Origin of the sequence: Rhizobium sp. GCM10022189, from assembly GCF_042656325.1 — a bacterium.
GTDB lineage: Bacteria > Pseudomonadota > Alphaproteobacteria > Rhizobiales > Rhizobiaceae > Rhizobium.
Map to the genome: position 1 here is coordinate 493,251 of NZ_JBHSOR010000039.1, position 26,708 is coordinate 519,958.

Consider the following 26,708-nt stretch of genomic DNA (forward strand, 5'->3'; position numbering starts at 1 on the left):
CATTGGTATGGCGTCTGCAGCCGATCTGTTGCGTATTGAGAACCTGGATGTCGCCTTCTCCGTCTTCGGCGACCGGCTGCGTGTCGTAAAGGAAGCCAATCTCCGCATTCTGCCAGGCAAAGTGACTGCCCTTGTCGGCGAAAGCGGCTCGGGAAAATCGGTCATCAGCCAGTCGATCATGGGCATCCTGCCGGCACCCGCCCAGGCAAGCGGACGCATCCTGTTTACCGACCCGCTGGACGGCAAGGCGACCGATATTCTCTCCCTGTCGCGCGACAGCGCCGAGATGCGCGACCTGCGCGGCCGCCGCATGGCGACCATCTTCCAGGAGCCGATGACCTCGCTCTCGCCGCTCCACACGGTCGGCAACCAGATCAGCGAAGTGCTGTTGATCCATACGGATGCCGACAAGAAGGAAGCGCGCGAGCGCACCGAGGAAATGCTCGGCCTCGTCGGCTTTTCCAATCCGAAACGCACTTACGACATGTATCCGTTCGAGCTTTCGGGCGGCATGCGCCAGCGCGCGATGATCGCCATGGCGCTGATCTGCAAACCGGCGCTGCTGATCGCCGACGAGCCGACCACCGCGCTCGACGTGACGATCCAGGCGCAGATCCTCGAACTTCTGCGCGACCTGCAGGCCAAGCTTGGCATGGCCATGCTGCTCATCACCCATGACCTCGGTGTCGTCGCCAACATGGCCGACGAAGTGGTGGTGATCTATCACGGCGAGATCATGGAAGCCGGCCCGGTCGAGGCAATCTTCCGCAATCCGCAGCATCCCTATCTCAAGGCCCTGATGGCCGCGGTTCCGCATTTCGACATGAAGCCGGGCGAGCGGCTGAAAGCCCTGCGCGAGGTTCCGGTCAATCTGGAATCGCTGATCGGCAAGAAGAAGCCGGTTGAAAAGGAAGCGCCTGGCACGCTGCTTTCCGTCTCCAATCTTTCCAAGACCTACAGGACGCGCAAGCGCGGCTTTTTCGGCGGCCAGGAAGCGGCCATCGTGCATGCCGTGGACGATGTCAGCTTCGATATCCGCCGCGGCGAATGCCTGGGGCTCGTCGGCGAATCCGGCTGCGGCAAGACCACGGTCAGCAAGATTCTCATGCGTGCGATCACTCCGGATAGCGGCGCGGTCGTCTTCAACGACGGCAAGGAGACTATCGACGTCCTCTCCGTCAAGGGTTCGGAGCTGCAGGACCTGCGTACCAAGATCCAGATGGTTTTCCAGGACCCGGTCTCGTCGCTCTCGCCGCGCATGACGGTGCGCAATATTCTCAGCGAACCGCTGGAAATCCATGATCGCGGCGACAGCGCCGAGCGCAGGGCCAAGGTCGAGGCGCTGATGGGCGCGATCGGCCTCGACCGGCGTTATCTCAACCGCTATCCTCACAGCTTCTCCGGGGGGCAGCGCCAGCGCATCGGGATTGCGCGTGCACTGGCGCTCGGTCCCAAGCTCATCATCCTCGACGAGCCGGTCTCGGCCCTTGACGTCTCGGTGCAGGCACAGATCCTCAATCTCTTGAAGGATCTGCAGAAGGAACTGGGGCTCACCTATCTCTTCATCTCGCACAATCTCGCCGTCGTCGACTATATGGCAGACCGCATCGCCGTCATGTGCAAGGGTCGCATCGTCGAGATCGCCCCGCGCGAAATCATCCTGCGCAATCCGGTCCATCCCTATACGAAATCGCTGCTTGCCGCCGTTCCCTTCCCGGATCTCGACAGGCCGCTCGACTTCAAGGCGCTGCAGGAAAACGGTGCGGCCGACAAGCAGAATTGGGGGCAGGTCTTCACAGCCGAGCATGACGATGCCTCCGAACTCGCCTTTGCCGATCTCGGCGGCGGCCATCTGGTGCGCGCCCGCAAGGGCGCCGATGCAAAGGAACTGGTCTGATGGTGACGCGCCGCATCTTCCTCGGCGGTCTGATCGGCTCGGCTATCGCGCCTTCGGTGCTCCGCGCCCAGCAAATCGTCGAACCCGAATTCCTGAAGACGAAGCTCGCCGATGGCAGCCTGCCGCCGATGGCGCAGCGCATCCCGGTCGAACCGCGTATCGTCGATCTCAAGGAGATGGGCCGCGTGCCCGGCACCTATGGCGGCAACGTGCGCACCATCATCGGCAGCGCGCGCGATATCCGCTATATGACCGTCTACGGCTATTCGCGGCTCATCGGCTATGACGCCAAGCTGCAGTTCCAGCCCGATATCCTGCGCGACTTCACCTCTGAGGATGCTACGGTTTTCACCTTCCGCCTGCGCGAGGGGCACAAATGGTCGGACGGCCATCCCTTCACGGCGGAAGCCTTCCGCTACTGGTGGGAAGACGTCATCCTCAACAAGGAACTGACGCCCGGCGGCGGTGCGCTGGAACTACGCCCGCATGGTTCCCTGCCGCGCTTTGAAATGCTCGACGAACTGACGGTGCGCTATAGCTGGGACAAGCCCAATCCGGTCTTCCTGTCGTCGCTCGCCGGACCTCTGCCGCTCGTCATCTACGGTCCCGGCCACTACCTGAAGCAGTTCCACAAAGAATACCAGGACAAGGCCAAGCTCGACGAGCTGATGAAGAAGAACCGGGCCAAGAAATGGGCCGACCTGCACATCAAGATGGCGCTCGCTTCGCGGCCGAACAATCCTGACCTGCCGACGCTCGATCCCTGGCAGAACCGCACGGCCCCGCCGGCCGACCAGTTCATCTTCGAGCGCAATCCCTTCTTCCATCGCGTCGACGAGAACGGCAGGCAGCTCCCCTATCTCGACAAGTTCATTCTCAACGTTTCATCCTCCTCGATCATCGCTGCCAAGGCGGGCGCGGGTGAATCCGACCTGCAGGCGACCGGCATCGATTTCAACGACTATACCTTCCTGAAAGAGGCGGAAAAGCGCTTCCCGGTGAAGGTCGATCTCTGGAAAGTGGCGCGCGGCTCGCGCATCACGCTCCTGCCGAACCTCAATGTCGCCGACGAAGCCTGGCGGGTTCTCTTCCGCGACGTGCGTTTTCGGCGGGCCTTGTCGCTGGCCATCAACCGGCATGAGATCAACATGGTCGCCTTCTACGGCCTCGGCAAGGCGAGTGCCGATACGGTGCTGCCGGAAAGCCCGCTCTTCAGGCAGGAATATGCCGACGCCTTCGTGAATTTCGACCCGGATACCGCCAACAAGCTGCTCGACGAACTCGGCCTCGACAAGCGCGCCAGAGACGGTATCCGCTTGCTGCCAGACGGCCGCCGCTGCGAGATTACCGTCGAGACCGCCGGCGAGAGCAACCTCGACACCGACGTTCTGGAACTGGTGCACGATCACTGGGCCAATATCGGCCTGGCACTCTTCACCCGCACCTCGCAGCGCGACGTCTTCCGTAACCGCGCCATGAGCGGCTCGATCATGATGTCGATCTGGTACGGGCTGGATAACGGCGTACCGACCGCCGACATGTCTCCTTATGGACTAGCCCCTACACTGGATGACCAGCTTCAATGGCCGCTTTGGGGCATGTACTATCTTTCCGCCGGTCAGGAGGGCAAGGCGCCGGACCTGCCGGAGGCGGCCGAGCTTGTGGACCTGCTGAACCAATGGGGCAGAAGTGCTACGACGCAAGAGCGTGAGGTTATCTGGCACAAGATGCTGTCCCTCTATACCCAGCAGGTCTTTTCGATCGGCCTCATCAACAGCACGCTGCAGCCGATCCTCAGATCTGCCAGGATGCAGAACGTGCCGGAGCATGCGCTTTTCGGCTTCGATCCGACCTCCTACCTCGGCGTCTATATGCCCGATACCTTCTGGTTCAAGGAGGCCTGAGCGATGATCCGCTACATCCTCTGGCGCATCGCTGCCATGGTGCCCACCCTGCTCGTGATATCGGCACTGGTCTTCGTCATCATCGAACTGCCGCCGGGTGACTTCTTCGAAAGCCAGATCGCCGAACTGCGCGCCCAGGGCGAGACCGCAAACCTGCAGGAAATCGAGGAGCTGCGCCATCAATACGGTTTCGACCAACCGGAGATCGTGCGCTACTTCTACTGGGTCGGCGGCATGCTGCGTGGCGATTTCGGCTATTCCTTCGAATATCAGCTGCCGGTTTCCGACGTGGTGGGCGACCGTTTGTGGCTGACGATCCTCGTCTCCTTCTCGACCATCCTTCTCACCTGGCTGATTGCCTTCCCGATCGGCATCTATTCGGCGACCCATCAATATAGCTGGGGCGATTACGGCCTGACCTTCCTCGGCCTGCTCGGCATCGCCATCCCCAACTTCATGCTGGCGCTGATCCTGATGTATTTCGCCAATGTCTGGTTCGGTCTGTCCATCGGCCATCTGATGGACCAGCAATTTCTGAACGAGCCTATGAGCTGGGCTAAGGCGCAATCCATTCTCGCCCATCTCTGGATCCCGGTCATCATCGTCGGCACGGCGGGTACCGCCGGTATGATCCGCCGCCTGCGCGCCAACCTTCTCGACGAGATGCAGAAACAATATGTGACGACGGCCCGCGCCAAGGGCCTGCATCCGATGCGGGCGCTGGTCAAATATCCGCTGCGCATGGCGCTCAACTTCTTCGTCGCCGACATCGGCTCGATCCTGCCGTCGATCATTTCCGGCGCCGAAATCGTCGCGATCGTGCTGTCTCTGGAAACGACCGGGCCGATGCTGATCAAGGCTCTGCAGAGCCAGGACATGTATCTTGCCGGATCGTTCCTGATGTTCCTCGCCTTCCTGAACGTCATCGGCGTGCTGATCTCCGATATAGCGCTCGGCTTCCTCGATCCCCGCATCCGTCTGCAAGGCAGGAGCACCAAATAATGTCGCCCCTACCCGCACCTGGCGCGGCGCTGCCGCATTATGTGTCGACTGCTCCCTTCGATCCGATCGCAACGGAGACGATGACTTCGGCGCAGTCGCGCATCCACCTTGCTTCGCAAAAGCAACTCATGTGGTGGAAATTCAAGCGCCACAGGCTGGCGCTTGCATCCGGCATCTTCCTCGCAGCCGTTTACTTCATGATTCTGATCGTCGAGTTCCTGGCGCCCTACGGTCTGCACACCCGCAATGTCGATTTCATCCATTCGCCGCCGCAGCGGGTCCGTCTTTTCGACAGCCAGGGCAATTTCGTCGGTCCGTTCGTTTACGGCCGGAAGATGACGCTCGATATCGATACGCTGCACCGCCTCTACACCAACAACGAAAACGACATCCAGCCGATCCGCTTCTTTTGTCGTGGCGATAGCTACAAGTTCTGGGGACTTGTCGCTTCCGACTTTCATCTCGTCTGCCCGGCAATCGGTGGACAGATGTTCCTGCTCGGCACCGACCGCCTTGGCCGCGACGTGCTGTCACGCATCCTTTACGGCGCGCGCATTTCGCTCACCATCGGCCTGATCGGCATCGCCATCAGTTTCGTGCTCGGTATCGTCATCGGCGGTCTCGCCGGCTACTGGGGCGGTATCTTCGACCTCGTCGTGCAGCGTCTGATCGAAGTGCTGCAATCGCTGCCCTCGCTGCCGCTCTGGATGGCGCTCGCCGCCATCATGCCGGTGACGTGGAGCCCGATCGTCATTTATTTCGGCATCACCGTCATCCTCGGCATCATCGACTGGACCGGGCTTGCCCGTGCCGTTCGCTCCAAGCTCCTGGCCTTGCGCGAGGAAGATTATGTGCAGGCCGCGCAACTGATGGGCGCCAGTACGCCGCGCATCATCGGCCGGCATCTGGTGCCGGGCTTCATGTCACATCTCATCGCCTCCGCGACCATTTCCATTCCGGGCATGATCCTCGGCGAGACGGCACTTTCCTTCCTCGGGCTCGGGCTGCGGCCACCGATCACCAGCTGGGGCATCCTGCTGACGGAGGCCAAGAGCGTCAGCGTCATCGCTTTCTATCCATGGCTGCTGTTTCCGATCGTTCCGGTTGTGCTGGTCATTTTGGCGTTCAATTTTCTGGGAGACGGCTTGCGCGATGCGGCAGATCCCTACAAATAGCGTCGAGCCCGGTGGAGCGCGTCGCCTCCGCCGCCTCATGGCCTCCGATCGGCGGGGGTGGTAGAACTATGTCGTCCACCTCAGAGGGCACCCCCATGGCCAGACGTCTCGAAGATGCACGCATCCTCATGTATAGCCACGATACGTTCGGCCTCGGCCATCTGCGCCGCTGTCGGACCATTGCCCATGCGCTCGTCGAGGATTATCGCGGCCTGAACATTCTGATCATTTCAGGCGCGACGATTGCGGGCGCCTTCGACTACCGTGCCCGAGTCGATTTCGTGAAGATCCCAAGCGTCATCAAGCTTCGGAACGGCGAATATACGTCGCTCGCCAGCCACATCGACCTTCAGGATACGCTGAAGATGCGCGAGTCGAGCATCCGTCACACCGCCGAGACCTTCGAGCCCGATATCTTCATCGTCGACAAGGAACCATTGGGCCTGAAGGGCGAGGTCGAAGAAACGCTTGCCTATCTCAAGGCGCGGGGCACCACGCTGGTTCTGGGCCTGCGAGAGATCATGGACGCGCCGCATCTGCTCGAAGCCGAGTGGAAGAAGAACAGCGTCATGCAGAAGATCGACCAGTATTACGACAGCATCTGGGTCTACGGACCGCCGGATTTCTACGATCCGCTTGTCGGCCTCGACGTGCCGCCCGGCGTTCGCCGCAAGATGGATTTCGTCGGCTTCCTGCAGCGCAGCGTTTCCAAGGGAAAGAAATCGCTCAACGCGCGCAAGGACGACTATATCCTGGTCACGACCGGCGGCGGCGGCGACGGCTCGGATCTGGTTCACGACGTCATGAACGCCTATGAAGCCGACGCGACGCTGACGCAGAAGGCGCTGGTTGTGCTCGGCCCCTATATGCCGGCGGCAGAGCGCGCCAGACTCGTCAAGAAGGGTGAGTTGATCCCCTATATCGAAGTGATCGAGTTCGACAATCATATGGAAGAACTGATCGACGGGGCGACCGGCGTCGTCGCCATGGGCGGCTACAACACCTATTGCGAGATCCTGTCCTTCGACAAACCCGCGCTCATCGTGCCGCGCGTCGCGCCGCGCGAAGAGCAATTGCTGCGCGCCCGCCGCGCCAGCGAGCTTGGCCTCATCGATATGCTGCTGCCTGAACAATCTGCCGATCCCGCCGTGATGGCCGAATCGCTGAAGCGCCTCCCGTCGCGGCTTCCGCCATCGAAGAGCGGCTGCAACATGCATCTCGAAGGGCTTGATCACATTTCCCGCACCGTCGGCGACTGGCTGGATAGCCGCGGACGCCACCTGTCTCTCGTCGGCGCAGAATAAAGAGCCGTCCTTTGCCGCCACGCCGCAAGATCCTCGTCGTGCTGAAAGGCTACCCCCGCCTTTCGGAAACCTTCATCGCTCAGGAATTGCTCGGCCTTGAAAAGGCCGGCTTCGACCTGACGTTGATTTCCATGCGCCGGCCGACCGACAAGAAGCGTCATCCCGTGCATGACGAGATCAAGGCGCGTGTCGTCTACCTGCCGGAATATCTGCACGAAGAGCCGATCCGCGTGCTGAAGGGCCTTTTCGCCGGTTTTTCGAAGCCGGGCTTCGGCGCCTTGATGAAGCGCTTCTTTGCCGATCTGCCGCGCGATATTTCCCGCAACCGTTTCCGCAGGCTCGGCCAGGCGCTGGTGCTGGCGCGCGAATGGCCCGACAAGGGCGAATGGCTGCATGCCCATTTCATCCATACGCCGGCCTCGGTGACGGAATATGCGAGCATCCTGACCGGTACGCCATGGACCTGCTCGGCCCATGCCAAGGATATCTGGACCTCGCCCGACTGGGATCTCGGCCAGAAGCTCGCAAGCGCCCGCTGGGCCGTGACCTGCACGCGAAACGGCTACGAGCACATGAAATCGCTGACCGGCCGCAAGGATGCGGTGCATCTGAGCTATCATGGCCTCGACCTTGCCCGCTTCGGCCATTTCGCGGGCAAACGCTCGAACCGCGACGGCAGCGACCCCGCCGATCCCGCCCTTATCCTCAGCGTCGGCCGGGCGGTGGAGAAGAAGGGTTATGACATATTGCTGCGCGCCCTTGCGCTGCTGCCGAAGGAACTGAATTGGCGCATGGACCATATTGGCGGCGGCGAGCAGCTTTCGAAGCTGAAGAAGCTCGCGGCTGAACTCGGCCTTGGCGAGCGCATCGCCTGGAAGGGCGCGCTGGCGCAGGAAGACGTGCTTGAACATTATCGCCGCGCCGACCTCTTTGCGCTCGCCTGCCGCATCGCCGCCAACGGCGACCGCGACGGACTGCCGAATGTGCTGGTTGAAGCGTCCAGCCAGCGGCTTGTCTGCCTCTCCACCAATGTCTCCGGCGTGCCGGAACTGTTGATCGATGGCGAGAACGGCCTGGTCGTGCCGCCGGAAGATCCGGCAGCCCTGGCAGAAGCGCTCGAAACGGCGATCCGCAATCCCGATCTGCGCAAGCGGCTGGGGGATGCAGCCGAAGAGCGCGTGCGCGGCCATTTCGATTATCACTCCAGCATCCGGCAGTTGAGCGACCTGTTCGAGGCAGAATGGCAGAAGGCGTCATGACGGCTCCCCGCATCTTCTTCTACGTCCAGCACCTGCTCGGCATCGGCCATATTGCGCGCGCCAGCCGCATCGCCAACGCTTTGGTGAGCGACGGTTTCGACGTGACGGTCGTCACCGGCGGCCTGCCTGTGCCGGGCTTTCCGGGCGAAGGCGTCAGAACGATCGAACTGCCCCCCGTCGTCGCCAGCAATGTCGGCTTTTCCGGCCTTGCTGACTCTCAAGGTCAGGCGGCCGGCGAGGCGTTTCTTTCCAGACGCCGCGACCTGCTTCTGAAGGCTTTCGAGGAAACGAGACCGGATGTCGTCATCATCGAGGCCTTCCCCTTCGGCCGCCGGCAGATGCGCTTCGAGCTGCTGCCCCTGCTCGATGCGATCGAAAAGGCCAATCCGCGGCCGAAGCTTCTGAGTTCGGTGCGCGACATCCTGCAGGAAAACCGCAAGCCTGGCCGTGACGAGGAAACCGTCAGGCTGGTCAAGGACCATTTCGACGCGGTGCTCATCCATGGCGATCCCGACTTCGTGCGCCTGGAGGATACTTTTCCGCTGACGGCCGAGATTGCCGAGCGGCTGCGCTATACCGGTCTCGTTGCTCCGCCGCCGGCGCCGGAACCTTCCGAAGCATTCGACATCATCGCCTCGGCCGGCGGCGGTGCCGTCGGTCTGGACGTGATGCGCGCCGCGCGCGATGCGGCCGCGCTGCTGCCTGCCGATCTTCGCTGGCTGCTGATTGCCGGCCCCAACCTTCCCGGAGCCGACTTTTCCGCATTGTCGCAGAATGCGCCCGCCAATGTCACCCTGGTGCGGTTCCGCAAGGATTTTCCCTCGCTCTTGCGCGGCGCCAAAGTGTCGATCTCGCAGGCGGGCTACAATACGGTGGGCGATCTCCTGCGCACCCGATGCCGGTCGATCCTTATCCCCTTCGTGGCGGCCGGCGAGACGGAACAGACCGTGCGCGCCGAACGGCTGCAGGCACTCGGCCTTGCCGAAATCCTGCCGGAGGATGGGCTGACGCTCGACGCCGTCAAGGCCGCGGTCGAACGGGCGCTTGCCGCGCCGCCGCGTCCGGCCGTTTCGCTGGATCTCGACGGTGCCGCAAAAAGTGCAGCCATCATTCGCGCAATGATCGGCTGAAACCCTCGCCTATTCTAAAATTCATGTGATATAAGAAAAATTCCGGCGAGAATCGGCGTTTCGACATTAGTCCGCTCCGCCTTGTTTTCGTTGCGATATCGGCGGTCTGACTGCATGGTCCTGTACTTGGAGATTCCCCCTTGCCCGGCACCAGGATCGCTGTCCGGACTTTTCCCACAGTCTGACGGTTAGCCATGGAAAAAAGCCTCGCCCGCTACATCTGGAAGAACACGCGGCTGCAGCAGCTCTGGATCCTGCTGGTCGTCGCAGCCTCCATGGTGCCCTACTTCCTGTCCTTCGACCTGCCCAAGCAGATCGTCAACGGGCCTATTCAGGGCGACGGTTTCGAAGGACCGGGCGCAAGACAGACCTTCATGCACATTGCCTATGACATCCCGCTCATCGGCCATGTCGAAATCTTCAGGGGCCTGGAACTCAACCGCTTCCAGATGCTGATGGCGCTGAGCCTCGTCTTCCTGGCGCTGGTGGTCCTGAACGGCCTCTTCAAGTTCTACATCAACACCTATAAGGGCCGGCTCGGCGAACGCATGCTGCGCCGCATTCGCTTCGAGCTCATCGACCGCGTGCTGCGCTTCCCGCCTGCCCATTTCAAGCGCGTAAAGTCCGCCGAGATCGCCACCATGATCAAGGACGAGGTCGAGCCGATGGGCGGCTTCACGGGTGATGCCTTCGTCTCGCCCGCCCTTCTCGGCGGCCAGGCGATTACCGCGCTTGCCTTCATCATCGTTCAGAATTTCTGGCTCGGCATGATCGCCGCCTCCATCGTCGGCGTACAGGCGGTGGTCATCCCCCGCATGCGCAAACGCCTGCTCGAACTTGGCCGCCAGCGCCAGCTGACCGCCCGCGAACTTTCAGGACGTGTCGGCGAGATCGTCGAGGGCATCGGCACGATCCACGGCAACGATACGTCCAACTTCGAGCGCGCCGATATCGCGACCCGCCTCGGCCGTATCTTCTCGATCCGCTACGACCTTTATCAGTGGAAGTTCCTGGTCAAGTTCATCAACAACTTCCTTGCCCAGGTGACGCCCTTCCTGTTTTACGCGATCGGCGGTTATCTGGCGCTGCAGGGCAGGCTCGACATCGGTCAGCTCGTCGCCGTCATTTCCGCCTACAAGGACCTGCCCGGCCCGCTGAAGGAGCTGATCGACTGGGACCAGATGCGCCAGGATGTGCAGGTCAAGTATGCGCAGGTCTACGAGCAGTTCAACGTCGAACCGCTGATCGACAGCCGCATTCAGGAACTTGCGACAGCACCGGTCGCCCCGCTGACAAGCGCTTTCGTCGTCACCAACCTCTCCGTCAGCGACGACAGCGGCGCGCGCCTCGTCGACCATGTCTCGGTCGAGATCAAACCGAACGAGACGGTCGCGATCGTCGGGCCGAACGGCAGCGGCGCGGAAGCCTTCGCCGAAGCGCTTGGCCGGCTCGTCTGGCCGGATTCCGGCCGGATCACGATCGATGGACAGGACCTGCTGGACCTGCCGGAATCGATCACCGGCCGGCGCATCTCCTACGCCTCTGCCGACAGCTATTTCTTCCACGGGACGCTGCGCGACAACCTGCTCTACGGTCTCAAACATGCACCGATGAAGGAGCCGGAATATGACGGCAAGGCGGCGCAGGAATATAAGTGGCATGTCGCGGAATCGCAGAAGGCCGGCAATCCGATCCTCGATTTGAACAGCGACTGGGTGGACTATAACGCTGCCGGCGCCAACGGCCCCGACGATCTGCTGAAAGCGATCCGGCCGGTGCTCGATGCGGTGCTGATGTCGCAGGATATCCTGGATCTGGCGCTGCGCTCCACCGTCAATACCGAGGTTCATACCGCGCTCGGCAGCCATATCGTCGAACTCAGGACATCGCTGCGCGAACGGCTTGCCGCCGAAAATCTCGATGCCATCGTCGTGCCCTTCGATTTCGACTCGTACAACACGCAGGCGACCGTCGGCGAAAACCTGCTGTTCGGCACGATGAAGCGGCCGCTGATGAACAACCGGCGGCTTGCCGGCCATCCCTATTTCCAGCAGCTCTTCCGCGACACGGGGCTGAGCACAGACCTCTATGCGATGGGCCTGGAAATCGCCGAGAACGCAGTGGAACTCTTCCACGACCTGCCGCCGGACCATCCTTTCTTCCAGCAGCTCACCTTCATGACGGCGGATGATATTCCGACCTATCAGGCGCTGCTGCAGAAGCTGCAGGGCAAGCGTTTCGAAGATGCCACGCCGGAAGACCGCGCAAGCATCATCCGGCTGAGCTTCGCCTATATCGAGCCGCGGCACCGTTTCGGTCTCCTGACCCAGACGCTGATGGACAAGATCGTCGCTGCCCGCAAGCAGTTCCACGAGAACATTCCCGACGATCTCGCCGAACTGATCGAGCGCTACGACGTCAACCGCTTCACGGCCTCGGCAAGCCTGATGGACAATGTGCTCTTCGGCCGCATCGCCTATCAGCAGGCCGATGCCTCGGACCGGATCCGCCTTATCATGGGGGAACTGTTCGATGCGCTCGATCTCTATGACGACGTCCTGTCGATCGGGCTGGAATTCGATGTGGGTTCCGGCGGCAAGCGCCTGACGGGCGTGCAGCGGCAGAAGCTCAATCTCGCCCGCGCGCTGCTCAAGCGCTCCGACTATTTCATCTTCAACAGGCCGATCCCGGCGCTCGACCAGCGCATCCAGGACCAGATCACCCATAACATCATCGAGGGCCTGCACAAGGAAGGCAAGCGCCCGGCAATCATCTGGGTTCTGTCCAACGCCAAGCTGGCGGAAATCTTCGATCGAATCCTGCTCTTCGATCGCGGCGATCTTGCCGAGGCGGGCAACTATCCGGAACTTTCCGAGAAAAACGGTATGTTCAAGGAACTGTTATCGTAATATTCTATTGGGGCGGCAGAGATGGCGCCCGCAAGGCGCCTTGGAGTTGGTTTTTAGCGCATGATCCAGGACCATGCGGCAGGGGGTGTAACACTCATGCTGTTGAGAGATGAAGTCGAAATGCTGCGGCGGGTGCCGATCTTCTCGAGGATCGCACCAGCGAAACTCAAGCTCTTGGCTTTCACCTCCGACCGAATGACTTACAATGCCGGCCAGAACCTGTTCCGTCAGGGCGATGTCGGCGACGCGGCCTATGTCGTTCTGTCTGGCACGGCCGATATCATCGTGTCCTCGCCTGCTGGCGAGATCAAAGTTGCCGATGTCGAGGTCAATTCCATCGTCGGCGAAATCGCCATTCTCTGCGACGTTTCCCGTACCGCAACTGTGCGCGCCACCTCGCCGCTCGAAGTCCTGCGTATCAGCAAGGAACATTTCCTCAAGCTTCTGAGCGACTTTCCTGAAATGGCCGTGGAGATCATGCGTGTGCTCGCCGACCGTCTTAACCACACGACCGCCGAACTGACCGCTGCGCGCGCCGCCAAGCAGCCGCAGATGGCGCAGTGAAATTCAAAAATTGATATCAAAAAGGCCCGCCGGCTCCCCGCGCGGGCCTTTTCGTTGTGCCTGTCTGTGCCCTATTCGCGCTGTTCCAGCGCCCTGTTGAAAGCAAGCGCCGCGAGCGTGCAGATCGCGCCCGAGAGCAGGTAGTAGCCGACGAAGGTCAGGCCGAACTGGCTTGACAGGCTAAGGGCCACCAGCGGTGCGAAGCCGGCACCGATCAACCAGGCAAGGTCTGAGGTGAAAGCCGCACCGGTGTAGCGATAGCCGCGGCCGAAGCGCGACGAGATCGAGCCGGTCGCCTGACCGAAGGAAAGGCCGAGCACACCGAAGCCCATGATGACGAAGGCGTCATGACCGCTATTGCCGGCGCCAATCAGGAACGGGCCGATGAAGCTGAAGATCGCGATCAGCACAGCGCAGATCGCAAGCTGCTTGCGCCGGCCGATGCGGTCGGCGATCACGCCCGAGGCAATGATGGCAACAAAGCCGACCATCGCGCCGATGACCTGCACCACCATGAAGGCGCCGATCGGCTGGTTGCCGTAAAGGCTCATCCAGCCGAGCGGGAAGATGGTGACGAGGTGGAACATGGCAAAGCTTGCGAGCGGCACGAAAGCGCCGATCAGGATATCGCGGCCATGAACACGCAGCACGTCGAGGATCGGTGCTGCTTCAAGCTCGTGCTGTTCCAGCAGCGTGCCGAATTCCTTGGTCATCACAAGCCGAAGACGGGCAAAGAGCGCGACGACGTTGATCGCGAAGGCGACGAAGAACGGATAGCGCCAGCCCCAGGAGAGGAAGTCTTCCGACGACAGGTTGGCCACGAAATAGCCGAACAGGATGCTCGCCAGCGCAAAACCGATCGGCGCGCCAAGCTGCGGGATCATCGCATACCAGCCGCGATGATTCGGCGGCGCGTTGAGCGCCAGAAGCGAGGCAAGTCCGTCCCAGGCGCCGCCGAGCGCGAAGCCCTGGCCGAGCCGGAACAGCGCCAATAGCGCAATCGACCAGTAGCCGATCTCGTCATAGCCCGGCAGGAAGGCGATCGATGCCGTCGAGCCGCCGAGCAGGAAAAGCGCAATGGTGAGCTTGGTGCCGCGCCCGTAGAGACGGTCGATCGTCATGAAGACGACGGAGCCGACCGGACGGGCGAGAAAGGCCAGCGAGAAAATGGCGAAAGAATAGAGCGTGGCCGTCAGCCGGTCCGGCGCAAAGGGAAAGACGAGCTGCGGAAAGACAAGTACGGATGCGAGGCCGTAAACGAAGAAATCAAAAAACTCCGACATGCGACCGATCACCACGCCGACGGCGATGCTGCCGGGCGAAACCGGCTTGTCGTCGTGAATGCGCCGCGCATCCCGTTCCAGCGATGATGATGATGGTCCTAAATGGGCTACAGTAGCCATATGAAACGCCTCCCTCGTTTAAGGTGCTTTTTGCAAAGCGCCTCACGCTGATCTTGTTCCATATTTGCAGCTTATCAAGTCCTGATTGCGCAAATAGTTGCCGCTGAATCCTCAAAAATCGCTGCGACGGAAAAATCGCGTGATACCTATGCCAACCTATTCCAGAGTTTTATTGGGCAAAGCTTCGCTTTTCAGCTATACACGAGGCGGCGCCGGGAAAATTCCTTCTTTCTTTCATCAGGATTTTATGGGCGCCGTGGAAGCTGACTTCTCCCGCGGTGCGAAATGCATGTTGCACTGCGACCAAAGACCTCATATCGCTGCTCGTGCCAGTGCTTTAGTCGGCAATCGAACGAAACAAAAAGAGCTTAGAGACGTGCAAAAACTGCCGAAGTTTTCCCGCCTTCTATTAATCTTGCCGCTGTTTTTTTTGGCAGGATGCAACATGGTGGTCATGTCGCCTTCGGGTGATATTGCTGCCCAACAGCGCGACCTCATCATCGTCTCGACGGTGCTGATGCTGCTGATCATCGTTCCGGTGATCTTCCTCACGTTATTTTTCGCCTGGCGCTACCGGCGCTCCAACACGGCTGCGACCTACGCGCCGGAATGGCACCATTCGACCCGTCTCGAAATCGTGATCTGGTCGGCGCCGCTTGCAATCATCATCGCGCTCGGCGCGGTCACGTGGATTTCCACGCATAAGCTTGATCCCTACCGGCCGCTGGACCGCATCGACGCAGACCGCGCCATTCCGGCGGATACCAAGCCGCTGATCGTGGAGGTCGTGGCGCTCGACTGGAAATGGCTGTTCTTCTATCCGGACCTCGGCATTGCCACCGTCAACGAGCTTGCAGCGCCGGTCGACGTGCCGATCAATTTCAAGATCACCGCCTCCTCGGTGATGAACTCCTTCTACATCCCCGCGCTTGCCGGCCAGATCTACGCCATGCCGGGCATGGAAACGAAGCTGCACGCCGTCATCAACAAGGAAGGCGAATATGACGGCTTCTCCGCCAATTACAGCGGCGAAGGCTTCTCGCACATGCGCTTCAAGTTCCACGGCCTGAACCAGCAGGGCTTCGATGCCTGGGTAGCCCAGGTCAAGCAGCGGGGCACGATGCTGAGCCGCGACGCCTATCTCAAGCTCGAAAAACCGAGCGAGAAGGAGCCGGTGCACTATTATGCCAGCGCCGATGCCGACCTTTACGACGCAATCCTCAACATGTGTGCCACGCCCGGCAAGATGTGCATGAACGAGATGATGCACATCGACATGATGGGTGGCGGCGGCAAGGAAAGCGAAGAAAACCGCGAAAAGCTGACTTACGACAACCGCCATGCGGAAGAAGGCAGCGAGCCTGCCCAAAGCACCGAGGGCGACAGCATGCAGAACATGCCCGGAATGGACATGCAGCATGACGGCCATTCCATGCCCGGCATGAGCAATGGCGGCGATCCTGCGCCGGCGCAGCCGCAATAACAATTAACCTGGCGCTTTGCGTCGCAAGACATAATGAACGGGTTGTTCCATGTTTTCCAATCCTGACCTCCTGAAGTTCATCTTCGGCCGGTTGACCCTCGACGCCATCCCCTATCACGAGCCGATCCTGGTCGTGACTTTCATCGGCGTCGTCATCGGCGCCATCGCGGTGCTCGGCATCATCACCTATTTCAACTTCTGGGGTCCGCTCTGGCGTGACTGGATCTGCAGCGTCGATCACAAGAAGATCGGCATCATGTATGTGATCCTTGCCGTCATCATGCTGTTGCGCGGCTTCTCCGACGCCATCCTGATGCGCGTGCAGCAGGCGATCGCCTTCAACGGCAATGAAGGCTACCTTCCGCCGCACCATTACGACCAGATTTTCACCGCCCACGGCGTCATCATGATCTTCTTCGTGGCGATGCCCTTCGTCACCGGGCTCATGAACTTCGTGGTGCCGCTGCAGATCGGCGCGCGCGACGTCTCCTTCCCGTTCCTCAACAATTTCTCGTTCTGGATGACGACGGCAGGCGCGATCATCATCATGATTTCGCTCTTCATCGGCGAATTCGCCCAGACCGGCTGGCTCGCCTACCCGCCGCTGTCGGGGATAGCGTATAGTCCGAATGTCGGCGTCGACTATTATATCTGGGGCCTGCAGGTCGCCGGTGTCGGCACCACGCTGTCGGGCATCAACCTGATCGCAACCATCGTGAAGATGCGCGCGCCGGGCATGACCTTCATGAAGATGCCGGTCTTCACCTGGACCGCGCTCTGCACCAACATCCTGATCGTCGCGTCCTTCCCGATCCTGACGGCCACCCTCGCCCTGCTGTCGCTCGACCGCTACGCCGGCACGAACTTCTTCACGAACGACCTCGGCGGCAATCCGATGATGTATATCAACCTCATCTGGATCTGGGGCCATCCGGAAGTCTACATCCTGGTTCTGCCGGCCTTCGGCATCTTCTCGGAAGTGGTCGCGACCTTCTCCGGCAAGCGCCTGTTCGGCTACGCCTCCATGGTCTACGCCACCTGCGTCATCATGATCCTGTCCTACCTCGTGTGGCTGCACCACTTCTTCACGATGGGCTCGGGCGCTTCGGTCAACTCCTTCTTCGGCATCACCACGATGATCATCTCGATCCCGACAGGGGCGAAGATGTTCAACTGGCTCTTCACCATGTATCGCGGCCGTATCCGCTATGAAGTGCCGATGCTGTGGACCGTCGGTTTCATGGTGACTTTCGTCATCGGCGGCATGACCGGCGTCATGCTCGCCGTCCCGCCGGCCGACTTCGTGCTGCACAACTCGCTGTTCCTGATCGCCCACTTCCACAACGTGATCATCGGCGGCGTTCTCTTCGGCATGTTCGCCGGCGTGAACTACTGGTTCCCGAAGGCTTTCGGCTTCAAGCTCGACCCCTTCTGGGGCAAGATGAGCTTCTGGTTCTGGCAGATCGGCTTCTGGTTCGCCTTCATGCCGCTCTACGTGCTCGGCCTGATGGGTGTCACCCGCCGCATGAGCCAGTTCGACGATCCGTCGCTGCAGATCTGGTTCATCATCGCCGCTTTCGGCGTCGGCCTGATCGCGATCGGCATTGCCTCCTTCCTGATCCAGATCGTCGTCTCCTTCCGCAAGCGCGAGGAACTGCGCGACGACAGCGGCGATCCGTGGGACGGCCGCACCCTGGAATGGTCGACGTCTTCGCCGCCGCCGGACTATAACTTCGCCTTCACGCCGGTCGTTCACGATCACGACAGCTGGTACGACATGAAGAACCGCGGCTACGAGCGTCCGCTCGGCGGCTTCAAGCCGATCCATATGCCGAAGAACACGGGCACAGGCGCGATCCTGTCCGCCATCAGCGTGGCACTCGCCTTCGGCCTGATCTGGTACATGTGGTGGCTGGTCGTTCTCTCCGCCGTCGCCATGTTCGTCGTGGCGATCGGCCATACGTTCAACTACAAGCGCGACTTCTACATCCCCGCCGATGAAGTCACCGAAACGGAAGGCAAGCGCACCAAGCTTCTTGCCGAGCAGGTGTAAGAGACCATGAGCGATCATTCTATCGACACGGCCGAAAAGCCTGAATTCTATCTCACGGAAGATCATCACCCCGAGAACAGCACCAATCTCGGCTTCTGGCTCTATCTGATGAGCGACTGCCTGATCTTCTCGGTGCTCTTTGCCACCCATGCCGTGCTCGGTCGCAGCTATGCGGCAGGCCCGTCGCCGGCCGATCTCTTCGATCTGCCGATGGTGGCGATCAACACCTCGATGCTGCTGCTCTCTTCCATCACCTATGGTTTTGCGATGCTGCAGATGGAACGGAACGCAAAGGCGGAAACGCTGTTCTGGCTGGCGATCACCGGCCTCTTCGGCGCGGCCTTCATCGGCCTCGAACTCTACGAGTTCGTCCACCTTATCCGCGAGGGTGCCGGCCCGCAGCGCAGCGCCTTCCTGTCGTCCTTCTTCACGCTGGTCGGCACGCACGGTCTGCACGTGACCTTCGGCATCATCTGGCTGGTCACGCTGATGGTGCAGGTGTCCATGCACGGCCTGATCGAGGCCAACCGCCGCCGCCTGATGTGCCTTTCGATGTTCTGGCACTTCCTCGACGTCGTCTGGATCGGCGTCTTTTCCTTCGTATACCTGATGGGAGTTCTTGGATGAGTTCGCAAGCACCCGCACATGAGGATGCCCACGAGGCTCACCACGGCCACAGCCACGGGCATCAGGCCGGCCACGGCACGTTCAAGAGCTACATGACGGGCTTTGTCCTGTCGGTCATCCTGACTGCCATTCCCTTCTGGCTGGTCATGGCAGACGTGTTCGCAAGCCCGACCGCCACCGCCATCGTGGTCATGGCGCTCGGCGCCGTGCAGATCGTCGTCCACATGATCTACTTCCTGCACATGAACACGAAGTCGGAAGGCGGCTGGACGATCATGGCGCTGATCTTCACGATCATCATCGTGGCGATCGCGCTCTCGGGCTCGCTCTGGGTCATGTATCATCTGAATACGAACATGATGCCGATGAGCCCCGAAATGATGAAGAACATGCCGTAACGGCAAAAGGACGGGCGGCGGCGACGCCGCCCGTTACGGTTCCATGACCGACACCTCTTCCGAGCAACAGGACAAGCCGCGTTCGGCCGTCACACTTGCCATCCTCGGCCTTGGCCTGCTGGCGCTCGTCGCCCTGCTGATTGCCCTCGGCACGTGGCAGGTCCATCGTCTTTCCTGGAAGCTCGATCTGATCGCCCGCGTCGATGCGCGCGTCCACGCCGAACCCGTCGCTCCGCCCGCGCAGGCGGACTGGAGCAAGGTCAACGCCGCCGATGACGAATACCGGCGGGTGACGGCATCCGGCACGTTCGAAAACGACAAGGAAACGCTGGTCACGGCATCGACGGCGCTTGGCGCCGGTTATTGGGTGCTGACGCCGCTCCGGCTCGCGGACGGCAGCGCGATCCTCGTCAACCGTGGCTTCGTGCCGCCAGACCGCCGCGACCCGGCCTCGCGACCGGACAGCGAAATCGTCGGAGCGGCCAATGTCACCGGGCTGATGCGCATGAGCGAGCCGAAGGGCATGCTGCTGCGCTCCAACGATCCGGCTGCCGACCGTTGGTATTCGCGCGATGTCGCAGCCATTGCCGGCAAGCGCGGAATTGCGGAGGCCGCGCCCTTCTTCATCGACGCGGACGCGACCGCCAATGCCGGCGGCCTGCCTGTGGGCGGGCTGACGGTCCTGGACTTCCCGAACAACCACCTCGTCTATGCGATCACCTGGTATGTGCTGGCAATCATGGTGGCAGGGCTGCTCGCCTATATTGTGAGAAACGAGGTCAAGGCGCGCCGGGGACGGTAAGCGGTCGCGGCGCCCCCGGCCCCGCCATTGATCACAATCTCAAACCGCACCCTGTTGCCGGGACAGGCGTCAAACCACGACCCGGCCAATCGCTTCGGCAAGCTGGACTTGCGAAAAGGGTTTGCCGAGCCGCGGTACGTCGATGATATCGGCGCCTTCCGGAATCTCGGCAAAGCCGGTCGCCAGGATGATCGGTATGTCCGGCCATTCGCTGCGGATCGCGGCTGCAAGCTGGGAGCCGGTCATGCGGGGCATGGCGTGGTCGGAGATAACGAGATCGACCTTTTCCCGGCGGAGGATGTCGAGCGCATCGGCGCCGGCTGTCGCCTCGAACACGGTATGGCCGAGATCTTCCAGCATCAGCGCCGTGTTCATCAGAACCAGTCCGTCGTCATCGACGGCAAGGATGCGCAACGGCCGCAGGCCGGTGACGGGTTCGGGCATAGGCGGGTCCGGCGGTTCGGCCGGTTTTTCGGCCTGCGTGACCGGAAACCACAGCTCGGCGGTGGTGCCTTGCCCAAGCCGGCTCTTGAGCACGAGCCTGCCGCCGGACTGGCCGGCGAGACCCTGCACCATGGAAAGGCCGAGGCCGGTTCCCTTGCCGACGCCCTTGGTCGTGAAGAATGGGGTCGCCGCTTGCTTCAGCGTCTCTTCGTCCATGCCTTCGCCCTCGTCGGCGACGGCGACGCGCACGTAATGGCCGGCCGGCAAGGTGCTGCCGTCAGGCACCATCTCTTCGGAGGCTTTGATCCTGATAAGCCCGCCGCCAGGCATGGCGTCGCGGGCATTGACGACAAGGTTGAGAACCGCCGTTTCCAGCTGGTTCGGGTCGGTCGCGATCATGGGCAGGTTCTCGGGAAACTCGGTTTCAAGCGTCGCGATCGGGCCAAGCGACCGCGAGACCATGTCCATCATGCCGCGCAGAAGATCGGAAACATCGATCCTTTCCACCTGCAGTTCCTGACGGCGGGAAAAGGCGAGCATGCGCTGGGTGAGCGCCGCGCCGCGCTGCGCCCCGAGCATGGCATTGTCGACAAGCGGCGACAGAGCGGGATCCTGCGGCATGCGCTTCTTGAGGATTTCGAGACTGCCCAGCACCGCCATCAGCAGATTGTTGAAATCGTGCGCGATCCCGCCGGTCAGTTGGCCGATCGCCTCCATCTTCTGCGCCTGGAAAAGCTCTTCGCGGGTTCGCTCCAGCGCACGCTGCGTTTCCAGCTTCTCGGTAATGTCGCGGGTAATCTTGGCAAAGCCGATGATCTCGCCGAAATCGTCCCTGATCGCGTCAATCACGACGCTTGCCCAGAAGCGTGAACCGTCCTTGCGCACACGCCAACCTTCCTTTTCGAACCGTCCGTCGCGGCTGGCAGTGGCCAGCGCACGCTCAGGCAATCCGCCAAGACGGTCCTCATCGGTGTAGAACGTGGAGAAATGCCGGCCGATAATCTCTTGCGAGCTGTAACCCTTGATGCGTTCGGCACCGGAATTCCAGCTCGCCACATTGCCTTCCGGGTCGAGCATGTAGATCGCATAGTCGGAGACGCCCTGAACGAGAAGACGAAACTGCTCTTCCCTGCGCTTCAGCGCATTCTCCGCCGCCCTGCGTTCCGTCAGGTCGCGAGTGATCTTGGCAAAGCCGATCAGCTCGCCGGACGTATGACGGATCGGATCGATGATGACATGTGCCCAGAAGCGCGTACCGTCCTTGCGCTGGCACCAGCCCTGCCCCTCGAAGCGTCCTTCCGTCGCGGCAATTGCAAGCGCCCGCGCGGGCAGACCGGCTTCCCTGTCGGCCTCGAGATAGAAACAGGAGAAATGCTTGCCGAGGATTTCGGAAGCGCGATACCCTTTGAAACGCTGGGCGCCGGGGTTCCAGCTCGCCACATGACCTTCAGGGCTCAGCATATAGATCGCATGGTCGGCAACGGCATCGACGAGCACCCGGAAACGCCCCTCGTCCCGAAGAGACGTATCATATCGATCCACGGCTTCCATCTGCCCCTCAAACGATTTACCAGCGCAATATAACGCCGGCTCGCGCCGATGGTTCCAGAACGGCCGGGAATTTCCTCAGACGGCCTTGCTCTGCGGATAGAAGCGTTCCGCGATCCGTTCCGCCGCCGCATAGGCCTGCGTGACGATCTCAGGCACGAGATCGATGTCGGGCAGGCTGCCGAGGCCGAGCGGCCCGACCGCAAAAAGCCCGTCGATTGCCGAACCGTCGTCCAGGAACGGTTCGCCCCGGGCGTTGACCGCCAGCCCAAGCGCAAGCTCGTCAGGCATGGCGAGACGTGCCGCAATCAAGCTCTGAATCAAAGGGGCCGATAGATCAGGCGCGTGGCAGCGGCAATCGATGATGCGTTCGGCGTGGATGACCTCCTCGCCCGACGAACCGGCGGGCGTGAAGAACAGGCCGCTCAAACCCCTGCGCCCGGCGCGGCCGCGCCTGAGCACCGTACGGCCCTCGGCAAGTTCCCGCTTGAGGCGCAGATACATGGTTTCCGGCAGGCGGTTGCGATGACTGTCATAGATCGCCCGCAGATGCCGGTTGAATTGACGCTTCTCGCGGGCGGGCAGCGACCGCCAGAGCGAACGGGCGTGCCTGCGAAGACCGTTCATGACCGACTGCCAGCTTCGCCCCTCCTCTTCCGCCTCGCGGCAGGCCTGGCGGATGAACCTGACGATCTCGGGCAGGCTCTGCGGCAGCGCTTCGGCGGGGAAGACCGGATCGGCGGAATTCGGCGTGTGACTCTGCGGCAGGAAACCGTGCCGCGAAACGATCGTTACCTGTCCGGCATAACCGGCGTCGCGAAGCTGCAGCAGCTGGTCCACGACGCGGATGCCGCTGCCGAGCAGCACCGTATGCGGCCGGGCGACGAGGCGCTGCGCCCTGACCGGCGGGATCTCCTGCTCCTCGGCCTCGGGTCGAGGCAAGCCGTAGCCGGTCGCCAGGATCACGGTGTCGAAAAGCGGATTGGACGGATTGGCGCTCTCAAGCAGGAACCGGCTGCCGTGGCTCCTGCGGATTGCGACGACCGGATCATGACAGACCTGCACGGTGATGTCCCGGCGGGCGGCAAGCGCTTCGGAAAAGCGCTGGTAGACGTAGTCGCTGAAGATTTCCCGGGGGACGAAGATCTGCCGGAAGCCCGGGATTGCGGCCGGCACGGCGGCGCGGAATTCGGCGTTGCTACAGAGCCAGTCGTTGAAATCGTCGGGATCGCCGAGCGAAACGGAAAGGTCGCGCACACGCGTATTGAGAATGGTCGAGGACCGTGCCGACGCCAATGCCTGGCCACCATTGACCGTGGAGTTCGGATCGAAAAGCTGGAGGTGGAACGGCGCACGCACCGTGCGCATCAGCGCCACCGCCATCATCATGCCGGAAAAGCCACGACCAACGATTGCAATGCGCGGCACGGCGGAAATCTGCGCGGCCGCATTCGCCTTCCCGGAAAAGAGTCCCTGAACCGTCATCTCAACTCCCTTGCGGCTCATCCGCATGTGTCTCGATCGAGGTTTCAACGCAGGACGTCTGAGGCCATGCGTTGGGCAGGTTCACGCGGCCACGCAAAACGTTCGCCACTAAATCGGGTTCCGTCCGGAACCGTTGGCTGGAAGGGGCACTCTCGTTCCAGCCCATAGTCTATTAAACTAGTCGTGTATGAAAGCGCGAAAAACAGGAGGTGGCAAGAAGTTTATTTTGCCACCCGCTCAACGCGCTGATTCAAAACGGAAAACGAATCCGGCCTATGCGAGAATCTCGACGGTGAAGGAAAAGCGCGCCGTTTCCCCCGGGGCAAGCACCTTCGTATAGGGGCGGCCCTCCAGATCGTCCGGACCGCCGTTTTCGGCAGCCGTTCCGTGCCAGGGTTCGACACAGAGGAAGGGCGCACCGGGCCTGGTCCAGAGCGCCAGATTGGGCAGGTTCTCGAAGCTGAAATGTATGGCTGGGCCGCCTTCGGCCCCATAACGCAAGCCGGGGCCGGCACCTTCCGGGAAGATCATCGCATCCTGCTCGAACATCGAATGGTCAAGCACCAGGCTGCCCGCCTTGAAGGGCGATGCCAGCTTCTTCGGCGAGATCAGGCCGCCTTCCAGCCGCACGAGCGCCGGCTCGGCGCCGTTGTCGAGCGTGACGCTGTGCGGCTTGTCTGCAGCGCCCGGCAGCGGCCAGAGGAAAGCGGAATGGAAGCCGAGGCCGAAAGGCATCGGCCTGATGTCGCGGTTGGTGACTTCGGCGGCAACGGTCAGAGCCCGGCCTTCGACGCTATGGATAACCGCCAGCAGAAAATCGAAGGGGTAGACCGCCTTCGTCGTTTCGGATGCGGCAAGCTCGTAGCGGCAGCTTGTTTCTGAAGAGGACGCCAGGACGAATTCGCTGCGGCGGGCAAAACCGTGCTGGGCCATCGGCGCGCTGTGGCCGCCGACCTTCAACGTGTCGTTCGGCGCCTTGCCGACCATCGGAAACAGGATCGGCGAACGGCCGGTCCAAAAGGCGGCATCGCCGTTCCAGACCCAGGAGCGCCCGTCGTTCGACGTCAGCGCCTGCATCTCGGCGCCGAGCGAGGAAACGTCGACAGTGAGAAACTGATTTGCAATCCGGACCGTGGATGACATCGAACGCCCTCTTCTGCTGGTTGGCGAGGGGACCATACATGCGCCGGACGCGGATTTCCACTGGCGACGCGCCGCTGCGGGGCTTTCGTTTTCAGGCAGAAAAATACGCCTCCTGCGTGTGGGCGGCGGCCGCGTACGGTAACGCTACCGTCCAAAGCGAGGAAGGCTCACGTAAAAATAACCGACTGGTGAATTCTTTACTTGAACCCCCTGCCGGAATCGGCAAATGTGGGTGCGCTATCAATCCCTTCATGGATTTGCCGTCTTTCCGGGCCACTTGGTCCGAGCACACATCTATTGGAAAAAATACCGTGAGCAGCGATGCGTCCATACGCGCGACGAAGCCTTCGGCTTCGATGGCGCTTGCAACCGCGGCAGGGTGGGGCAAGGGCCTCTTTACGCTGTTCCGCATCACCGTCATGGCCTTCCGCCATCCCTGGCAGGCAGGCCTCGCCATCAGCGCGACGCTGATCGCCTCCACCTTCCAGCTCCTGATCCCTCGCCTGCTCGGCCAGGCGGTCGACCATACGCAGGTGGCGCTGCATGGCGGCACGATCGGCCAGCAGGCGCAGGATGCGCTCCTGACGACGGCGCTGCTGCTTTTGGGCGCCAGCATCCTGCGCGGCATCTTCACGATGATCCAGAACTATTACAGCGAGGCGGTCGGCCACCATATGGGCTACGAATTGCGCCTTGCGTGCTACGAAAAGATCCAGCGCCTTTCCTTTTCCTTCCACGACAGCGTGCATTCGGGCGACCTCATCACCGTCGGCCTGCTCGATCTGGAAGGGGTGCGCATGTATTTTTCGACCGCACTCGTGCGCGTCTTCCTGCTTTCCATGCTGATCGGTATCGGCGCCTATATGCTGCTGTCGACGGATGTCGTGCTCGGCCTGCTGGCGCTCTCCTTCGTACCTTTCGTCGGCTGGCGCTCTTCGGTCACGCAGCTTCGCCTGCGCGCCACATGGCTCGACCTGCAGCAGCGGCTGTCGGTGCTGACGCGCATCATGGAGGAAAACCTCGGCGGCATTCGTGTCGTCCGCGCCTTCGCCGCGCAGGAACACGAGCTTTCGAAATTCGAAGCGGCCTCGAAGAATGCGCTGGAGCTTGCCCATCAGCGCGTCGGCATCCGCGTCGTCAACACCAGCGCCATGACCTTCTCCTTCTTCGCGGCGATGGGTCTGGTTCTATGGGTCGGCGGCGGCAAAGTGCATTCCGGCGAGATCACCGTCGGTACGCTCGCCTCGTTCCTGACCTTCATGACCATTCTGCAGATGCCCGTGCGCCAGCTCGGTCTGATGGTCAACGCCTTTGCCCGCGCCTCGACCTGCGGCACACGCCTCTTCGAACTGCTGGACCTTGAAATCGCCGTGCGCGACGCACCCGATGCCAAGGAATTGACGATCACGGACGGCACGCTTCGCTTCGAGAATGTCAGCTTCGCCTATCCGGCCTCCCCGATGCACGAGGTCCTGCACGACATCAGCTTCGAGGCAAAGCGCGGCGAGACGATCGGCATCGTCGGCCCCCCCGGCAGCGGCAAGTCGACGCTCGCGCACCTGATCCCGAGATTCTACGATGCAACGGCGGGCAGGATCACCATTGACGGGCAGGATATCCGCAAGACGACGCTGCAGTCGCTGCGCCGCTCCGTTGCCGTCGTGCAGCAGGATTCCTTCCTGTTCACCACGACGATCGAAAACAACATCGCCTATGGCGATCCCTGGGCCAAGGAAAGCCGCATCGAACGCGCCAGCGAAAGCGCGCAGCTCCATAACTACGTTCTCGGCCTGCCGACCGGCTACGGCACGGTCGTCGGCGAACGCGGCGTCTCGCTTTCGGGCGGCCAGCGCCAGAGGCTTTCGATCGCCCGCGCGCTGATGCTCAAGCCCGCCGTCATGGTCTTCGACGATTCGACGGCGGCGATCGACGCGGCGACCGAGCAGCGCATCCGCAGCGCCATGCGCCGCTATGCCGCCGATCGCGTGACGATCATCGTCGCCCACCGCCTGAGCTCGCTGATGCATGCCGACAAGATCTTCTTCATCGAGGACGGCCGCATCGTCGAACAGGGCACGCATGAGGCGCTGCTGGCGCTCGGCGGGCGATACAAGGCGCTTTACGATTTGCAGGTGCGACCGGGCGACGACGCTTTGAGCGCGTAAGAAACCGGCGCAG

General features: G+C 61.7%; 19 protein-coding genes. 15 read left to right on the top strand and 4 right to left on the bottom strand.

Annotated features, from left to right (window positions below; all coding sequences use genetic code 11):
• The first annotated feature begins 7 nt into the window (after positions 1–7).
• The 9 genes from ACFPWW_RS17335 to ACFPWW_RS17375 all read left to right on the top strand — a co-directional run bounded on the left by ACFPWW_RS17335 (position 8) and on the right by ACFPWW_RS17375 (position 13,144).
• Positions 8–1,897 carry an ABC transporter ATP-binding protein gene (locus ACFPWW_RS17335; RefSeq protein WP_113497300.1) on the top strand — a complete coding sequence of 630 codons (1,890 nt, stop codon included), beginning with the start codon at positions 8–10 and terminating at the stop codon, positions 1,895–1,897.
• Entirely contained in the window at positions 1,897–3,801 is a 1,905-nt protein-coding gene (locus ACFPWW_RS17340) for an ABC transporter substrate-binding protein (protein WP_377312654.1), read from the top strand. Before ACFPWW_RS17335 ends, ACFPWW_RS17340 begins: the two co-directional genes overlap by 1 nt.
• Positions 3,802–3,804: 3 nt before the next feature.
• Positions 3,805–4,803 carry an ABC transporter permease gene (locus ACFPWW_RS17345; RefSeq protein WP_112570514.1) on the top strand — a complete coding sequence of 333 codons (999 nt, stop codon included), beginning with the start codon at positions 3,805–3,807 and terminating at the stop codon, positions 4,801–4,803.
• Positions 4,803–5,978 (top strand): ABC transporter permease, encoded by a 1,176-nt coding sequence (locus ACFPWW_RS17350; RefSeq protein ID WP_377312655.1) that lies wholly within the window; start codon positions 4,803–4,805, stop codon positions 5,976–5,978. Before ACFPWW_RS17345 ends, ACFPWW_RS17350 begins: the two co-directional genes overlap by 1 nt.
• Positions 5,979–6,073: 95 nt before the next feature.
• Positions 6,074–7,282: a glycosyltransferase family protein gene (locus ACFPWW_RS17355; RefSeq protein WP_112570518.1), complete on the top strand. Its 1,209-nt coding sequence runs from the start codon at positions 6,074–6,076 to the stop codon at positions 7,280–7,282.
• A gap of 11 nt (positions 7,283–7,293) precedes the next feature.
• Positions 7,294–8,541: a glycosyltransferase family 4 protein gene (locus ACFPWW_RS17360; protein WP_377312657.1), complete on the top strand. Its 1,248-nt coding sequence runs from the start codon at positions 7,294–7,296 to the stop codon at positions 8,539–8,541.
• On the top strand, positions 8,538–9,671 hold the full coding sequence (locus ACFPWW_RS17365; protein ID WP_377312659.1) for a glycosyltransferase family protein: 1,134 nt from the start codon (positions 8,538–8,540) through the stop codon (positions 9,669–9,671). The genes ACFPWW_RS17360 and ACFPWW_RS17365 overlap by 4 nt, the downstream gene beginning before the upstream one ends.
• Positions 9,672–9,865: 194 nt before the next feature.
• Positions 9,866–12,580, top strand: coding sequence for an ABC transporter transmembrane domain-containing protein (locus ACFPWW_RS17370; protein ID WP_112703381.1), 2,715 nt, complete (start codon positions 9,866–9,868; stop codon positions 12,578–12,580).
• A gap of 96 nt (positions 12,581–12,676) precedes the next feature.
• Positions 12,677–13,144 (top strand): cyclic nucleotide-binding domain-containing protein, encoded by a 468-nt coding sequence (locus ACFPWW_RS17375; protein ID WP_025669918.1) that lies wholly within the window; start codon positions 12,677–12,679, stop codon positions 13,142–13,144.
• Between the two features lie 71 nt (positions 13,145–13,215).
• Here ACFPWW_RS17375 and ACFPWW_RS17380 read toward each other — a convergent pair whose 3' ends face one another.
• Positions 13,216–14,547: an MFS transporter gene (locus ACFPWW_RS17380; protein WP_112570524.1), complete on the bottom strand. Its 1,332-nt coding sequence runs from the start codon at positions 14,545–14,547 to the stop codon at positions 13,216–13,218.
• Between the two features lie 376 nt (positions 14,548–14,923).
• Here ACFPWW_RS17380 and cyoA point away from each other — a divergent pair, with 376 nt between their 5' ends.
• The 5 genes from cyoA to ACFPWW_RS17405 are packed head-to-tail and all read left to right on the top strand — an operon-like array spanning position 14,924 to position 19,910.
• Positions 14,924–16,030: a ubiquinol oxidase subunit II gene (gene cyoA / locus ACFPWW_RS17385; protein ID WP_112570526.1), complete on the top strand. Its 1,107-nt coding sequence runs from the start codon at positions 14,924–14,926 to the stop codon at positions 16,028–16,030.
• 49 nt (positions 16,031–16,079) lie between these two features.
• Positions 16,080–18,083: a cytochrome o ubiquinol oxidase subunit I gene (gene cyoB / locus ACFPWW_RS17390; RefSeq protein ID WP_377312661.1), complete on the top strand. Its 2,004-nt coding sequence runs from the start codon at positions 16,080–16,082 to the stop codon at positions 18,081–18,083.
• Between the two features lie 6 nt (positions 18,084–18,089).
• Positions 18,090–18,710: a cytochrome o ubiquinol oxidase subunit III gene (cyoC, locus tag ACFPWW_RS17395; protein WP_112570530.1), complete on the top strand. Its 621-nt coding sequence runs from the start codon at positions 18,090–18,092 to the stop codon at positions 18,708–18,710.
• Entirely contained in the window at positions 18,707–19,108 is a 402-nt protein-coding gene (cyoD, locus tag ACFPWW_RS17400; protein WP_112754075.1) for a cytochrome o ubiquinol oxidase subunit IV, read from the top strand. Before cyoC ends, cyoD begins: the two co-directional genes overlap by 4 nt.
• Positions 19,109–19,151: 43 nt before the next feature.
• The gene (locus ACFPWW_RS17405; RefSeq protein ID WP_377312662.1) at positions 19,152–19,910 is read left to right on the top strand and encodes an SURF1 family protein; all 759 of its coding nucleotides are present in this window, start codon (positions 19,152–19,154) and stop codon (positions 19,908–19,910) included.
• 69 nt (positions 19,911–19,979) lie between these two features.
• On the opposite strand, the gene ACFPWW_RS17410 is transcribed toward ACFPWW_RS17405, so the two are convergent.
• From ACFPWW_RS17410 to ACFPWW_RS17420, 3 genes are all read right to left on the bottom strand, one after another.
• Positions 19,980–21,905 carry a hybrid sensor histidine kinase/response regulator gene (locus ACFPWW_RS17410; RefSeq protein ID WP_377312663.1) on the bottom strand — a complete coding sequence of 642 codons (1,926 nt, stop codon included), beginning with the start codon at positions 21,903–21,905 and terminating at the stop codon, positions 19,980–19,982.
• A gap of 75 nt (positions 21,906–21,980) precedes the next feature.
• Positions 21,981–23,387 carry an FAD/NAD(P)-binding protein gene (locus tag ACFPWW_RS17415; protein ID WP_377312664.1) on the bottom strand — a complete coding sequence of 469 codons (1,407 nt, stop codon included), beginning with the start codon at positions 23,385–23,387 and terminating at the stop codon, positions 21,981–21,983.
• Positions 23,388–23,660: 273 nt separating this feature from the next.
• A complete protein-coding gene (locus ACFPWW_RS17420; protein ID WP_377312665.1) occupies positions 23,661–24,530 on the bottom strand; it encodes an aldose 1-epimerase family protein in 870 nt (289 codons plus the stop codon).
• Positions 24,531–24,886: 356 nt separating this feature from the next.
• Here ACFPWW_RS17420 and ACFPWW_RS17425 point away from each other — a divergent pair, with 356 nt between their 5' ends.
• The gene (locus ACFPWW_RS17425) at positions 24,887–26,695 is read left to right on the top strand and encodes an ABC transporter ATP-binding protein (protein ID WP_377312718.1); all 1,809 of its coding nucleotides are present in this window, start codon (positions 24,887–24,889) and stop codon (positions 26,693–26,695) included.
• Positions 26,696–26,708 lie beyond the last annotated feature (13 nt).

Excerpts from the sequence above, each read along its gene's own strand:
- ACFPWW_RS17335 (WP_113497300.1), top strand. The coding sequence starts at position 8 with ATGGCGTCTGCAGCCGATCTGTTGCGTATTGAGAACCTGGATGTCGCC.
- ACFPWW_RS17340 (WP_377312654.1), top strand. The coding sequence starts at position 1,897 with ATGGTGACGCGCCGCATCTTCCTCGGCGGTCTGATCGGCTCGGCTATC.
- ACFPWW_RS17345 (WP_112570514.1), top strand. The coding sequence starts at position 3,805 with ATGATCCGCTACATCCTCTGGCGCATCGCTGCCATGGTGCCCACCCTG.
- ACFPWW_RS17350 (WP_377312655.1), top strand. The coding sequence starts at position 4,803 with ATGTCGCCCCTACCCGCACCTGGCGCGGCGCTGCCGCATTATGTGTCG.
- ACFPWW_RS17355 (WP_112570518.1), top strand. The coding sequence starts at position 6,074 with ATGGCCAGACGTCTCGAAGATGCACGCATCCTCATGTATAGCCACGAT.
- ACFPWW_RS17365 (WP_377312659.1), top strand. The coding sequence starts at position 8,538 with ATGACGGCTCCCCGCATCTTCTTCTACGTCCAGCACCTGCTCGGCATC.
- ACFPWW_RS17370 (WP_112703381.1), top strand. The coding sequence starts at position 9,866 with ATGGAAAAAAGCCTCGCCCGCTACATCTGGAAGAACACGCGGCTGCAG.
- ACFPWW_RS17375 (WP_025669918.1), top strand. The coding sequence starts at position 12,677 with ATGCTGTTGAGAGATGAAGTCGAAATGCTGCGGCGGGTGCCGATCTTC.
- ACFPWW_RS17380 (WP_112570524.1), bottom strand. The coding sequence starts at position 14,547 with ATGGCTACTGTAGCCCATTTAGGACCATCATCATCATCGCTGGAACGG.
- cyoB (WP_377312661.1), top strand. The coding sequence starts at position 16,080 with ATGTTTTCCAATCCTGACCTCCTGAAGTTCATCTTCGGCCGGTTGACC.
- cyoC (WP_112570530.1), top strand. The coding sequence starts at position 18,090 with ATGAGCGATCATTCTATCGACACGGCCGAAAAGCCTGAATTCTATCTC.
- cyoD (WP_112754075.1), top strand. The coding sequence starts at position 18,707 with ATGAGTTCGCAAGCACCCGCACATGAGGATGCCCACGAGGCTCACCAC.
- ACFPWW_RS17405 (WP_377312662.1), top strand. The coding sequence starts at position 19,152 with ATGACCGACACCTCTTCCGAGCAACAGGACAAGCCGCGTTCGGCCGTC.
- ACFPWW_RS17410 (WP_377312663.1), bottom strand. The coding sequence starts at position 21,905 with ATGGAAGCCGTGGATCGATATGATACGTCTCTTCGGGACGAGGGGCGT.
- ACFPWW_RS17415 (WP_377312664.1), bottom strand. The coding sequence starts at position 23,387 with ATGACGGTTCAGGGACTCTTTTCCGGGAAGGCGAATGCGGCCGCGCAG.
- ACFPWW_RS17420 (WP_377312665.1), bottom strand. The coding sequence starts at position 24,530 with ATGTCATCCACGGTCCGGATTGCAAATCAGTTTCTCACTGTCGACGTT.
- ACFPWW_RS17425 (WP_377312718.1), top strand. The coding sequence starts at position 24,887 with ATGGCGCTTGCAACCGCGGCAGGGTGGGGCAAGGGCCTCTTTACGCTG.